Source organism: Halobellus sp. MBLA0158, assembly GCF_041477585.1.
Lineage (GTDB): Archaea > Halobacteriota > Halobacteria > Halobacteriales > Haloferacaceae > Haloquadratum > Haloquadratum rubicundus.
This window is the reverse complement of sequence record NZ_JBGNYA010000001.1, coordinates 1,384,268-1,398,787: the sequence shown is the minus strand read 5'-3', so window position 1 is coordinate 1,398,787 and position 14,520 is coordinate 1,384,268. Positions and strand designations below refer to the sequence as shown.

Sequence of the window (14,520 nt, the reverse complement as noted above, 5' to 3'; positions counted from 1 at the left end):
GGAGGCCCTGGAGTTAATGGTTTGCTTGCTGGAATTTGGAAGGGTAATTGAAGCAGCGCTGAGTGTAGCTCATTCACAAGCTATCGGTCTCTTCCAATTGAGGAGTTGCTGCCAGAGGTAGGCCTAAGAGGATAGAGAATTTGTGTGAGCGTGACAGGTTCGTATGGAGCCAAGTATCTCACGCAGCGTGGTTCGTTGGGCGACGGCACGTCAGCGCTGGACCCAGGAGACTCACCTTCTTGGCGTTGCCATCGCTCTCTTTGGATCGATTGTTTTTGTCGATATCACCGTTGTTGACGTCGGCCTATTGCGACCAGTGATTGTCGTCCCGGTGTTGTCGCTCGTGCCTGGCTATCTCTCGCTCAGGCTCCTGCAGATTGACCCCCGAGAGACGACGATCGCGTTCCTCTACTCGCTCGGGTTGAGTCTCTGTCTGCTGATGGGCTACGGCGTGGTGCTCAATACGTTCCTGCCTGCCGTCGGTATCGATCCGGTGTTCAGGGAGGGGATTCTCCTAGTGATGATTCTGGCCGGTCTTGGGGTGTTATTATGGGCACACACGACCCGGAATGACTCCAGAACGGTGGTACTGGAGTCCATTATTGAGGGAGTCTGGCACCCGTGGCCGCTCGGCCTGCTGTGTGTTCCGTTCGCCGCCATCCTCGGAGCCCGGCTTGTCACCCGATTCGGGAATAACAGTCTGATTCTTATCGTGTTGACGGGGCTTGGGTTCATCGCTATCGCGGCGTATCTGGGATATCTCCCCGAGCGGTTCTTCCCGCTGGCGATCTGGGTGATCGCGGTATCGCTGCTGTTGCACAATTCGGTGTTGACCCACGTGTTGGCGTGGGACGCCCCGAAGGAACTCCGCTTGGCGACGCTCGTCGTCGAAAACGGCGTCTGGGATGCTAGTATCGGCGGCAAATGGATGAAAAACGCGATGCTGCGGATCGTGTTGTTACATCCGATCTATTCGGTGCTTGCGGATCTCAGTCTACTCTGGGAGTTCAAAACGGTCAGCCCGATCCTGTTTTCGTTCGCGCCCGTTGCGTTCTACAAATCCTATCAGGCTGTCGTCGACAGACGCGACGCCTTCATCGCGGCGCTACTACCGATGTCGTTTTTTTCGTTCTTTACCGTTCTGTCGTGGAATAGCCGGACGAACGGCGCGCTATTGTTCCTGTCACTCGTCGCTGTCACCATCGTAGACCGGAATTTGACGCGATCGAAACGACGCCTGCTCACTTTCTGTTTCTTAGGCGGACTCGTAGTTTCCCACTACGGGACAGCCTACATTGTCTTGGCTGCAGTCGGATTGGTGCTCGTCGGCAACTGGATCTTATTCGGCCCCACACAAACGAATCGGTATGCACATACTTCCACCCTTGTCGTACTGGTTTTCGGGCTGATAGTGTTCCTGTGGTACGTGTTCATCGTCTACCGTGCGGGAGCGTTCGCCCGGGTCGTGTCGTTCTCGTATGGATTCTTTACGGATCTTTGGCGGGATTTTTACGGACAGAGTGCTGTTGTCTCAGCACAGGATTCGACCACGACTAAGTATGTGGTTACACAGTACACCTCAGATACGATCCGGTGGCTGAAGTCGCTCAATATTGCACTGGGGGCGTTCGCAGGGATCAGTATCGGCGCCCTCGGGCTGAGGCGGTTCGTAGAACGACTCAGGCGCGGAGTCCTTGCGGCGGCGGATAATGGCTCGGGTGATCAATTACGCGTGCGAGTCGAGTATCTGCTGTATAGTGCGGCGTTTCTTGGCGTCTTCGGGGGCACGTTCGTCGGCGTTGACAAACTCAACACCGCACGGACCTTGATGCCGGCGTTGCTGTTCTTCGCGCCGTTTTTGGTACTGACGATTCGGAACGGACTCACACTCGTGGCAAGGTACGTTGACCGGGACGATATTCGGCGGATGGGGCGAATCGCTGCGCTCGGGTTCGTCCTCGCGTACTTCGTGTTGAACGTCGGACTGTATGGCTCGGTGACGAACGAATACCATCCGAATATTCTGATCGATAAGGGGGAGGTGATCGAAGACGGAAATCTCGCCCAAAAGAAATACTTCTGGTCGATGTACTATGACACTATCTACGACATTCGGGCTTCGGAGTTTCTTGATAGCGGGGACCGTGGTGGAGAGGCGTACCACCATTACAGCAGTCAGCAGGTCATCAGCGGAATGTACAACTGCACGGATATCAGCCGAGAACCGATCGTTCGACAGGGATCCTGTGACAGTAGACCGGCACGACCGGTTGATCAGATGAATAAAATCTATGCCTCGGCTGGGAGCGACATCTACTATAACCGAAGTAGTTCATTTATGCGCTGAGACGCGCAATGTAATACTATGGAATTGAACGCATTTTGTACCAGTTTAGCGTGAAGGGCGCGGCCGAGCAATAGTATGTTGGTGACTCAGCAATGCTCGTTGCGTGGTTGAGAAAGCACGCGACATTCTTGGGTAGAGGATTGTTAATCAGATCTCAGCAGTCACTGGACATCACAGCGGGCATAGATGATGCATTCGCGTCACCCGACGAATAATGTTCCCAATCAAGACGTTCGTCTCGGAGCGTCGGGCCGCAAACTTGTTGCAGCAGATTCGCTGGCGCGACGTTGATTCTCGCCGATCAAGGCGTCTCCAAAGACAGGCTCACACCCTACTTCAGAGCATTTCAGCGTCGCTAACGTATCCGCTAGAATTCCGGCGAGGAAGCACTCAAAATGTCTTGTTGAACGCAAGACAGCGACAGGGTAGGAGCGGTTGTTTGTAGTCTCACGCTGTCCGAGGCGCGATCTAGCAGTCAGAAGAAATAGTAGCCGTCAATCACGGCGGTTGGCGAAGAGTCAAAACTATGGTATCTTGCTTCGTTGTTTCGGTGACGACGGCGATGCCTCTCTCGGATACGTCCGTAGAAAGGGAGCAGGCGGCGAGTTAGGGCTCGTCGCCTGCGCTAGGTTTGCACGATGCACTTCCGAGTCAGTTCCCGGAACTGGCCGTGCCAGCTCCGGGTACGGAGTTTCTCGCCGTCGTCTTCTTTCAACTGCGAGAAGCCGGTTTCACTCATCCAGCGTTGGTTGTAGTCCTCGTTCATACGAGCGTTGTGAGCTTCTGCAACGGTTTTTGTTCCCTGTGTTTGATCAGTGGTCGTGTTGAGTTGGAGCGACACTCTTCACGGATATCGCTACACGAGTAGTTCGCGTCAGCAGATAGCACCTGGAAATCTTCCGCGTTCCGGCGGAAGACCTGCATCCCGATGTGGCGGTCCCACACTTTCTTCGTCGTGTTATGAACGTCTTTGATCGCTTAGGAGCTCACGTCGATCAAGATTGTTGACTTCATCGACTGGAGCGAGTAATTCGCACGGTCACGGTAGTGATAGCTGGTCTGATCACGCTGGAAGCCACTTGCATCGATTGCGGCTTCAACGCTCCAGACCGCCTGCTCCGCCGAAGCGCGGAACAGGCGGCGAAGTTCACACATCCGATACTCGTCTTCCCGCCGGCAGAACGAACTGTAATGTGGTGCCTCGTCGAGATTAAATATGGTGAGGATACCGGGCATCTCATTGAGATAGTCTTCCGTTTCACGGAGACTCTTTTCCAACTCAACGCGGAACAGAAACAACGCGATCTGTGTCCACTTGGCGTACCCGTCCGCACCGTCCGGCGGCGGGTACGTCAGGATCTTCTACGTGTTGTTTGGAAGGGGTTCGACACATCACCGCTACCGTCTGACCTATCCCATATCGCCAGACGGCGCCCAAATCCCGGTTAGCTTGACGGATCCTCCAGTGAGAGCGTCTGAAACTACAGTCATCCAGCGGCAAAACAAAGGAACTCAAAATCATCCTCGAAACTGCTCTATGACTTCACCAACAATCGCTTACCCAAGAGCGACACGCGAACAAGAAATTTTCGCGTGGAGATACGCCAATGGAGCAGTGTGTTCATCCAGCGTTCTTGTACTATGCTGGCTTTCGTACCGGCGGGAAGAGAGGGTGATCGACGGTCGTACGAGGTCGTACGCCAGTGATTACAACCTAGCGCACCTGTTCGATCCCGAGGCCGATCTCCACTCGAAGATCGCAATCGATGAAACGAAGCTGAACGTCGACGAGACCGGGTCTACGTCTGGGCAGTGATCGATATGGAGATGTCCGAAGTCATCCACATCGAGGTCTCGGCCAGCCGATCTGACCTCGAGCGTCGCTCTTCATCAAAGCAGGTGTTGAAGCGCTGTCGCGGCGATCCTGCTGTTCTCGTGGATCACGGTCCCTGGTATAACTGGCCGCTTGATAACCTCGCTCTGTGAGTCACGCCGAGAAACGTGGAAAAACGGTCTCTCGTCGAGGCTTGGTTCGGCCTGCTGAAATACCGAACCAGGCTCTTTTATGACCGGTTCTCCCACTGGCTTCTGGAAATCAGTCGAGCGGGGAGGGGGTCAAAGCCTTCGCAGCGTTTCACAATGCGATCCTCTAGCTTTGACACCCTTACCGACGACTAGCACCATTACTATATATTTTAAAATCATCTTTTATATCCTAATGCTTCCAATCTCTCCTCCGTTTTTTTAGATGATGTTTGTTTATGACCATCACTCATAGTCTCTTCAACGATCTCTTTTCTTACGGCGTCTGTGATAACAAGCCAAGGTACTTTTACCAGCGGTGGTATATATGTACTCCCGGGATGGCCATATATACCCCATTCACCTAACGCATTCCCGTGATCGGAAGTTACGACTGTTTTCCCCTTTAAACTCTTTGAAAGGTTTTGAACGTGTGGTAGTGTCAATTGGAGATTCTCTCGATATGCTTTTCTGACCTGATCTTGACTAATTTCATTACTTTCCAAGCGGTCCCAAATAGAGGAGTAGGAACGTTCATTTTTGATTATTCCATTGCCAGTCATTGAGCTATGGCGTATCTTTTGTCCTGTCTTCCCTATGAAGGGGTAGTGAGGCTGGATGAAATGAATAATCAAACGTTTGTTTGGATAGATTTTTTCGATATTTTTGGCTCGTTGGACTACTCGCTTTGGTGGTACTGTACGGAGTTTTTCATCCCACTCTTCCTCCCATAACCGAACGGATGCGTGAAATCTTTGACCGATATTATGAGTTTGGATGTGAGGATTCGCAGAGATATATACTGTTCCTGGATATGTCCCGGTAGAAAAATTCTTTGTCAGAAATTCTCCGGTGGTCGATCCCATTGAATATACTGCCTGAAGGTCCCCGGATATCGTATTCAACTCTTCGAACATATCATACCTACAAGCATCAAGGATAATTAGGTTATCCCAATCTTTTTCAATAATTTTACTTTATCTCCTCTGATTAATTATTTTGAACAGTTCTAAGGCCACAAGCCCCGGGTTTTTTAATCCTTTCAGGATTTGTTTTGGTGAATACATAATTATCACTACCGTTTATCTTGCTTATGATATCTGCCTATCCAGTTTTTGAGAAAGTTGATTTATGAGATGTCATCTGGAAGCTCCTCTGTATTTAATATGTCCTCATAATAATTATGTAGTAGCAGATCCGCGGATCCCGCTTCTATAGACGAATTCGGATTGGCACCGCCAAGCATATTTTTGACTCGATTGTAGCTACCCCTTAACATATTATCTACATTATGACGAACTATTTTTTTTGTCTTTTCAAGACGAGGCAAATCAGTATATAATTTAATTTTAGGGGTTTCTCTTCCCATTGACTCCGTGGATAATCCATAGTACCATTTGAGCTCCCGATCCAATTCATTGTAAAATACATCTAAATTATGGAATAGGTCGGTAGCAGAGGCCGAGTGGTTATTTATCAACTCCTTTATATAGTTTCCATCAGTTAATCCATATTCTTTTAGGTAATGCGACTGCAAAGACTTACCTAGATTATTTGGAAAGTCCTCTGTAGCAACGTGAAGTTGATCAAAACTTGGGTTATATACCATCGGTCTAACAATTCGGCCAGTTGATGGAATTGGCTTCCCGTCCCAAAATGTTTCCTCCGTACGATTTGAATAATGGTAGAGACTATCCCAGCCCAGGGTAACGATACATTCCATCATAATCAGTCTATGAGAGTGAATGCCTGGTGGAAAGTCTAAAATACTTCGTTCGAACAGATTATTTGAGGAGCAAGACTTGACATTAAAGATCATAAACTGATCCATAATGTGTCCTGGTGGATAATTATTTAGGAACTTACGTGTATCTACTTTGAATGCTACGTCCGCATTCCGATTGTCCATATCCCTGATTAGATCTTTCAGACTTTGCTCTGATAGGGGCCACGCATCCGAATGCAAATGAAGAACATAATCCACAGCATCCTCAGTGAATGCATTTTTGATAGCTGTTCGAATAGTATCATTTACCCTTAATAAGAAATTCGTCCGCTTATGTCGGTCTTCCATTTTATCCTCAAAAGGAATCTGTGCACCTCGTTGGAAAGAATCTATTTCGAGGTCAAGTTCATTAATTCGTTCAGATGCATCAGGATGGTTTGAACACACTGATATATAGTACTCATCTTCCCAATTATGACGTATTATATCGTGAGCTATACTTAAATCGTCAAATTTATCATACAGGGAAACGGAGATGCCAATCATCCATTTTGAGTGAAGATTAGAGGATATTAAACCCACCGGGTCATATCTAGACGCTAGCGAGAGACGCTGCTGTCGAGGATTATGAGTGGTTGAAGCGGGAACGAGTCGGGTACGCCCACCCAACTCGCCCGCTTCACCGGCAAATGCGTCGATTTATCTCAAAAGTCTGTCGTCGGTGAGCCTCAGCCACCGCTTCAGGAGCGGGACGATGGCTACGCTGACTGGGTTATCGTTGCGATTCACTGTCTTTGTGAGTATCTTGACCAACTGTATCGGCGGTTGCTCAATATTCGCTCTTGGGTAGAATATTGTTGGTGGGCTCGCTTGCACGTGTACTCACAGATGTGTGACCCGTGCTTGTCCAAGACGAGGGCTCTGGTGAATCGCCATATAGCGGTTGATCTGGCTATGTTGCGGCACGCCTGATGTTGTGAACGACACATTTCAAGACGAGTTCACGAAATTCTCGTACCACGTTCGCGCACGCACGGCGTCGCCGTGCGTGCGCTTGATCGACGAGAAAACGGTCTCATACATTGATCTCTGGCGATAGCGAGGCTCATCAACCCGCGCGTTATGCGCGTGGTCGATGGGCCGGAAGATGAGATGCTTAATCAGCGGTCTCACGTCTTCTTCACGCAGTTTCTCGCGTAAATCCATCCAATCGTAGCCCTTGTCAGCGGCGAGGCTGGTCAGGTCGCCTGCGTTGCGGCAGGAGACCTGCCAGCCGAGCTGTGTGTCGTGGGTTTTTCTCAGTCGTACAGTAAACGTCAAGGACAGCTTGAGATACTGTATCGACGAGAGCGGTCCCTTTGAGTGTTTGAACGCGATAATTCGTCCGGCAGCAGTAGTGCTTGCTGGCGTTTTCGCGGTCGAAGAGCGTCGCGTCGATGGCGGCGTGACCGCTCGGGTCGTGCAGCTGCGCCGACAGGCGCAGCAGCACTCGCCAGATCTTCATCTCGAAGCTATCAAACGCCTTTACCAACGTCGAGTGGTTAGAGAGATCCCCCTCTTTGAGGCCGATATCGGCGAGAATATGCGGTACTTCACTCAGCAGATCGAGGTCGTTGCGGTACGACTTATCGAGGTAAATCTGTAGACAGTAAAGCGATACAAGAGCGTGATCGGGGAAGCCGCCATCCCCTTCGGGGGCGGCGACTTCGCCTCGGCCACCAACAACATTTTTAGCTAACGTGACCGCTTTCGTTGTGAAGCGGGCGATCTTCGACATAACCACCGCGGGTTTCCCGCTTCACTTCCTTTTGATTGACGACCTATCCTGCTGCAGTACAGCGATTCACCAGAGCCATAGAGTCAATCTACGGCATAAGAGCATCCCGCCCTTGCTACTTCGTACGTGACTCTTTCTCAGGCTCCCTGGTGCCAGATGTTCTCGTCTCCAGCGAGCGGTGACTCCGGGACCGTGATATCCTCGACGTCGTATCTGGCAAGCGTTCGCGCCAGTTCGGGGTGCTCGTCGAAGTGCTCTCACAACGTCACGAACAGTATCCGCTCAAGCACGCCGTCGCCGCATAGATCCGCCATCTCCGACCCTGATTGCTCGAAGAGATCGGGGTTCCGCGGGAGCCCGCTGAATATAACTGTATTTTTCATAGTGGGGATATAGAGCGATGGCTAGACTATGAAGCCATCGCAGCAGACATCCCCATCACCGCGTAAGCCCCAAATGAGCACCGCGTATGTCTCTCGGACGTCTCATACTAACTATTCATAAACTCATCTTCGGCATCAAGAATTGCACGGATTTCGTCTGGCGAGTTTTCCAGTAACTCGGACGGCCGAATGGCCTTGTCGTCGACGTAGAATCCCTCGTGGCCACACCACGGTTTCCCGTAATGAATCTCGTCGTGCGGGATATCGTGTTCTTCGAGCCACTGCAACAGCGTCTTGGCCGTGTCCGCGTTGATTCGACCGATACGTCCCTCATACGTATTCATATTTCGAGCGGTGTAGAGGATGATGTAGTATCCCTGATCGTCGTACTCCCGGAGTTGCTCTACTACTTCTGTATGAGGCTCTCGTTCGGAGTAGTCTTTCCTATCATCTTTCTTGCATATTACGCCATCAATATCGAAGACAATTCGCTTGTCCGCGGGCGGTTTCATATTCCTTGGATACTGGGTTGACCCCGAATGTCTTTCGGTCAGCGGACAAATGGCGTGATCTTCTCGATACCCTGAGAGAGCATACAGAGCTGTCTCTCATAGCTATCCGAGTGGAGCGGGACCATACTCAAGAAGAGGAGCGCCTCAATCAGCTCAATCTGGGAAAGAGAGTCCTGAACCTCCTCTTCGAGAACTGTGTCGAACCGAGCCTCCCGGCGCTGTTGCTCGTCCGTAACGTGGACGTCGTACGAAAGCTCTCGGTCTCCGAGTCGGAAGGCGTCGAACTGGCCGTTTATCAGGTGTTCGTAGTGCCCAACGAAGCTGTGACGTAGCTTCGCGAGATCGTATCGCGGATCGCCGTATACCGTGAACGAGCCGAACGCTCCGCGCGGGTCGATGAGTTTGACGATCTGGTTGCGCGGATCGTAGAGGATGTTTGGCAGGCAGAGGTCGCCGTGGATGATCGTGAATTCGCCCCGGCAGAGTAGTGACTCCTCCTCAACTATCGAATCGAGCTGCCCAAGGAATTCGCCCAAGGAGGGGTGTGAGGCCCCGTTAACGACAACTTCATCCCGGCCGAAGAACGGCTCAAAGCGCTCGTCGTCACGGAGTGTATTCAATCGTCGCCGAGTCTTATCGACATACATCGACTTGAGCGCGTCGCAAATCTTCTCCGTGTCGGTGACCGTAAACTCCCGGAACTCCGCGAGCATCTGCATCAAGCGATAAAATATCCTGTTCCAGAGGTGCTGTCCGTGCGAACCATACAACTGGAGGTCACTCAGGGAGAGATAGCCGATATACTCCATCTGCACAAACGGCTTCTCACCGTCAGTCGACCAGTCGTAGATACGTGGGAGATACGGCTGGAGAGCGGACGGCACCTGGTTATACCAGTTGATTTCGCTTATCAGCGTCTCGGCGTCGTTGCTCCGCTTGGTGATGACGTTCTTCCCGCTATCGACGTGGAGTTCGTTGAACTCGCGGGTGTTCAAGAATTGCTTCTTCGCCATATGGTAGGTGTCCAAGTGGCCGACGTCGATCCACGTGTTGGGTTCCCATAGGTCGTACGTTCGCTCCGAAAGATACGCCCGTAACCCGGCGTAGAACCGAGGGATATAGTCGCTATCTGCATTTCGGAGTGCCGTTAATAACGCATCCGCCGACGAGATGCCGAACTGACCGACAAATACCGGACGTGGGCCAGACGAGGCGCGCTCGTACTTCGGGGTGATATCTTCGATGTCTCCGTTTTTAATCTCGAACGCCGTCCAGCGGTAAGTTCGGTCTTCTACTCTGTATGGAACGTAGTCTCCGCTCGCTACGGTGCGGACGGGAGAGACAAGCGTGTCCGCGAAGTTCACGTAGAGCCCCGTGTTGCGTAGGTCGGCGGCAGGGAAAGCCGAAAGTGCCATTTCTACCGTGTCTGCAAGACTCTCCGTTCCGGCAACATCAACGACAGTCCAGTCATACTCGCTTCGCGAGACGTACTGTTCGATGCGCTCGCGCCCCGTGTCGGCGGCGACGACTCTGGTGACGTCCAAATCCGTGTACGCTGCGGCAATACGTTCCAACATCGGCTTTCCGCGCAGCGTGATCATACCCGACGGGACCGAGCCGACATCGAGCCGTAGCTCGTCAGGAACAATCACCGCGGAGGGAACGAGGAGAACCTCGTCCTTCTCGATTTGCGGCGCCATCACGTCTGATCCATCGGATCGAACGTCCCGTCGAACCGCTCAAGGTCCGTCGGCGTTCCGAGCACGTGCACGTCTTCCGGGTCAAGCTCGTACGTCGTCACTCGGCCGCCTCGCTCGATGAGATGGTTGTACAGCGGTGCCACGTACGTCTCGCCATATTCTCCCTCAACGGAGTCTGCGCGTTCTCGATAGGCGTCGACGAAATGCGCCCACCGGTCGAAATAGTAGAACCCTACCGTGGCCTCGTTCGATATCTTCTCCTTCTCCGAGACGGCAGTAGCCTCACCGGAGGAAGTGGTTTCGACGAAACTCCACCGGGTCCCGGAGGCAGAGAACGTCGGAATGAATCCGTCACCCTCGATGACATCGGGCGTCAGCGCTCCTTCTTCGATGTAGGTGTCGATATTGTATATCGCGACGGCCGAGTCGGAGCCAATCGAATCGGCGGCAGCCATCGCGGTTGATGCCTGCCCGGCCGTGTATTCGTCGAGGATGACAACGTTGTAGGAGCCGATTCCAAGACGCGTCGTCGCGGCGTCGATGAACGCGGTCGGCGAGTGCTCCGCTTGGGCCACGAATACGAACTCCTCGTCGAAGAACGCTTCTAGGCTCCGCATCGCCCAATCGAACATCGGCTCACCTCGGACCTCGATTTCGTGTTTCGGCCGGGATACGCCGACTTCACGGAAGCGGCTCCCGCGTCCCGCCATCGTGATGAGTATCTTCATAAGGGATAGTATCTGTCGTCGTGGTTTATGTTTACCGGGGTTCCTCGGGGTAAGGGTGTCAACCTAACGTGAAGGAAGCGGCCGAGCAAGGGTAAATTGGTGACTCAGCAATGCTCGGCCGTGTGGTTGAGCAAGCACGCGAGCAAAAAATACTTTCGCGTGAAGATATGCCGCCGAACAGCGTGTTGATGCAGCGTTTTTGTATCATACCGGCTTGTCGTATCGGCGCATAGAGAAGGTGATCTAGCGGTCGTATGAGGCCGTGCGCCAGTGGTATCACAAACTGGCGCACCTGTTCGATCCAGACCTCGATCACCACTCGACAGTCGCAATCGATGAGACAAAGCTGAACGTCGAAAAGACCGAGATCTACGTCTGGGCAGTGATCGATGTGGAGACGTTCAGTCATCCACATCGAGGTCTCACCCGGACGATCTGATCTTGACGCGTTGCTCTTCATCAACCAAGTGTTGAAGCGCTGTCGTGGCGATCCTGTTGTCCTCGCCGATCGCGGTCCGTGGTACAACTGGCCGCTTGATGACCTCGAACTCTGTGAGTCACGGCGAGAAACGTGGGTGGAACGGTCTCTCGTCGAAGCGTGGTTCGGCCCGTTGAAATATCGAACCAGGCTTTTCTACAATCGGTTCCCCCACTATAGCTCGTGGAAATCAGTCGACCGTTGGGTCAAAGCCTTCGCAGCGTTTCACAATGCGATGCTCTACCTTGCAACAATTTTATCTTGCAGTTAACCCATAATATAAATATTAGAAATGATATATGTTTCGTAAATGGCCCGAAATGTTGTTTTGATTTGCCTTGATACTGTTCGCAAGGATTTTTTTGATGAGTTTGCACCCAAAATCAACAAACGTGCCGAGGTAATTTTTTCACAGTGTCGAGCAGCGAGTGGCTGGAGTCTGCCAAGCCACGCGAGTATGATAACTGGTCAGCTTCCTCATCAGCACGGTATTCATACACATAATCGTGACTTTTCGACGCTTAGTCCATCAGAGACCCTATTTACTCAGCTACCTGACCACTATTCTATCGGTGTCAGTTCAAATTTGTATGCTGGTTCTGCTTACGGTTTCGATCGCTTCTTTGATGAATTTCACGACATTGCACCACATCGTCGGTTTCCCGACGGGCTTGATATGATGGAATTCAGCCGAGAATCCGATGCGAGCGGTATTTCGGAATATCTTCGGTTTCTTAAAACCGTTGTCCAGCAAGAACATCGACTAAAGAGTGTTGCCAACGGGGTGACTGCCAAAATAAATAGTGCACTGCGGGGGATCCCTATCCCAAAGATCTGGGATGAAGGAGCAACAATTATTTCTAGAAAGATCAAGAAACGCGTCCAAGCTAGTTCAGAGCCATTCTTCTTATTCGCGAATTATATGGACGCGCACGGGCCACTCCAACACATTTTAGGGTTTGACAAGGAATTACATTCCGCCCCATACACTTGGAATTCTTATGACTCCGGGACGGACAGAATCCAATTGAGTGAGACGTCAAGTGAACACTTGCCAGATAGCGTGAAATACCACCGGGAACTTTACAGCGCCGCTATTGATTATCTTGATCGAAAGTTATCGATGCTCATAGAGTGGTTGATTAACAACACTGATAATACGACAACAGTTATCATCACTGCAGATCACGGCGACAACCTAGCATACAAGGCTGACAACCATCTCTTCGGTCATACAAGTAGTCTTACAGAGGGGATATTGCACGTCCCATTTGCCATAATTAATCCGCCAAGCGGCTACAGCACTACTGAAACGCAATATTTTTCCCATCTCCAACTACCGAAACTAATACACTCATTAGTCAAAGATGATACGCCTGACGTTTTCACAGACCGGATCCCTGCAGAGGTCATTGGTAAAAGTGGGACTGTTGATCGTCCCGATGAAGACACTGAGTACTGGGACCGTATGATTCGATGTGTCTATGAAGGACAGAAAAAAATCGTCTGGGATACACTCGGAAACGTAGACACATACATACTTAATCAGAATCAACCTTGTTGGCAGGATGAATCAGACGAGAACTCTCAAATCCCGGCGTGGGCGTCGGAGTTATTTGAGGTCCCAATTTCGATATACAAGTCGAGGTCGAAGCAAACCGATTGTTCTCAGGATCAAGTAAGCGACGTGACAAGGGATCGATTAGAGCGGTTGGGATATATGTGAGTCGACTGGTGAGGTATCAGACTACTCTGATAATCGACGATTCGTCTCGCCTATGGAATAATAGAATATAATTATGAATCAGAATAACGTATCTTCATTGGATAGTTCAAGACAAATTTCCACGGAACAACTGCGCGCTGGCGTAATCGGTGGTGGTAATATCGCTGAACGAGCTCATTTGCCCGCCTATACTGAACATAAAAAGGTGGACCTCGTAGGAATTGCTGACCCCGATGAAGAAAGACGTAGTTACCTTGAATCCAAATTTAGCGGACTCGCCACGTATCGTGATGGCTCTCAGTTGATTGATTCTGGGGACCTCGACCTCGTGAGTATCTGTTCACCACCGAGCACACATAAAAAATATTTTATTCAGGCGGCAAATAATAATTGTCATATATTTTGTGAAAAACCTCTTGCACTCACGCCGACTGAGGCACAACGGATGGTTGAGGCGGCACAGCAGTCTGGAATTGTCACGCTGCTCGGATACGCATACCAGTTTATGTCGAATTTTACACGAGTCATCGAGATGGTTGACGCAGGTCTCTTAGGAGATATCGTGGAGGCACATACAACAATTTTCTCATCACCACCTGTTGCAGGATGGTATTTCGACCCGGATGTATCCGGAGGGGGCGTTGTCAAGGACAAATGTCCCCATATATTCGATTTTTATCACACAATATTCGATATTCAACCGAGGGTGACATCCGCTGAACTCCGGTTCAAGAATACCACGTCTGTTGAGGATATTGCGACGATCGGGCTCAATTATGAAGGCATCGACGTGAACGTTTCAGTGGGCTGGACACACGATAGATGGTATCATTTGAACGAACTGGTCGGAACTGACGGGATACTTAGATTCAACGACGAACGGCTGCAGGGTAACGTCCGCGGGCACAAACTACAGTACAAAAATGGTGAGTTACCCCGTTTGCAGTTGGGTCCACTCTATCAATTGTGGGGCCGGACCGAGGATAACTACGAGCGTAGACGTCTAAATCATTTTATCACACACTGTATCAATGGCGATGATGAAACATATGCGCCTGTGACCCAGGGACTGGCGATTACACAGACAATTGAGGATGTCTACGACGCTGGGAGCAGTTGAA

At 51.0% G+C, this 14,520-nt stretch carries 8 protein-coding genes and 3 pseudogenes; 4 read left to right on the top strand and 7 right to left on the bottom strand.

Annotation, left to right across the window (positions count from 1 at the left end):
- Nucleotides 1-163: 163 nt before the first annotated feature.
- Nucleotides 164-2,347, top strand: a complete 2,184-nt coding sequence (locus OS889_RS07285) for a hypothetical protein (RefSeq protein ID WP_372388584.1) — start codon at nucleotides 164-166, stop codon at nucleotides 2,345-2,347.
- A gap of 611 nt (nucleotides 2,348-2,958) precedes the next feature.
- Here OS889_RS07285 and OS889_RS07280 read toward each other — a convergent pair.
- The 3 genes and pseudogenes from OS889_RS07280 to OS889_RS07270 all read right to left on the bottom strand — a co-directional run.
- Nucleotides 2,959-3,740, bottom strand: a pseudogene (locus OS889_RS07280) (IS5 family transposase); the annotation flags it as partial.
- Between the two features lie 808 nt (nucleotides 3,741-4,548).
- A complete protein-coding gene (locus OS889_RS07275; protein WP_372388583.1) occupies nucleotides 4,549-5,286 on the bottom strand; it encodes an alkaline phosphatase family protein in 738 nt (245 codons plus the stop codon).
- A gap of 212 nt (nucleotides 5,287-5,498) precedes the next feature.
- On the bottom strand, nucleotides 5,499-6,641 hold the full coding sequence (locus OS889_RS07270) for a hypothetical protein (RefSeq protein ID WP_372388582.1): 1,143 nt from the start codon (nucleotides 6,639-6,641) through the stop codon (nucleotides 5,499-5,501).
- Nucleotides 6,642-6,755: 114 nt separating this feature from the next.
- Here OS889_RS07270 and OS889_RS07265 point away from each other — a divergent pair.
- Nucleotides 6,756-6,932: pseudogene (locus tag OS889_RS07265) on the top strand (IS5/IS1182 family transposase); the annotation flags it as partial.
- Between the two features lie 115 nt (nucleotides 6,933-7,047).
- Here the strand turns inward: OS889_RS07265 and OS889_RS07260 are convergent.
- From OS889_RS07260 to OS889_RS07245, 4 genes and pseudogenes are all read right to left on the bottom strand, one after another.
- A pseudogene (locus OS889_RS07260) lies at nucleotides 7,048-7,872 on the bottom strand (IS5 family transposase).
- Between the two features lie 490 nt (nucleotides 7,873-8,362).
- Complete coding sequence (locus OS889_RS07255; protein ID WP_372388581.1) at nucleotides 8,363-8,767, bottom strand: HAD family hydrolase; 405 nt, start codon at nucleotides 8,765-8,767, stop codon at nucleotides 8,363-8,365.
- A gap of 38 nt (nucleotides 8,768-8,805) precedes the next feature.
- A complete protein-coding gene (locus OS889_RS07250) occupies nucleotides 8,806-10,467 on the bottom strand; it encodes an aminoglycoside phosphotransferase family protein (protein ID WP_372388580.1) in 1,662 nt (553 codons plus the stop codon).
- Nucleotides 10,467-11,195 (bottom strand): glycosyltransferase family 2 protein, encoded by a 729-nt coding sequence (locus tag OS889_RS07245; RefSeq protein ID WP_372388579.1) that lies wholly within the window; start codon nucleotides 11,193-11,195, stop codon nucleotides 10,467-10,469. The genes OS889_RS07250 and OS889_RS07245 overlap by 1 nt, the downstream gene beginning before the upstream one ends.
- 788 nt (nucleotides 11,196-11,983) lie before the next feature.
- On the opposite strand from OS889_RS07245, the gene OS889_RS07240 reads away from it, so the two are divergent.
- Both OS889_RS07240 and OS889_RS07235 read left to right on the top strand, forming a co-directional pair.
- Nucleotides 11,984-13,399 (top strand): sulfatase-like hydrolase/transferase, encoded by a 1,416-nt coding sequence (locus tag OS889_RS07240; RefSeq protein WP_372388577.1) that lies wholly within the window; start codon nucleotides 11,984-11,986, stop codon nucleotides 13,397-13,399.
- 73 nt (nucleotides 13,400-13,472) lie between these two features.
- Nucleotides 13,473-14,519, top strand: a complete 1,047-nt coding sequence (locus OS889_RS07235; protein WP_372388575.1) for a Gfo/Idh/MocA family protein — start codon at nucleotides 13,473-13,475, stop codon at nucleotides 14,517-14,519.
- Nucleotide 14,520: the final 1 nt, after the last annotated feature.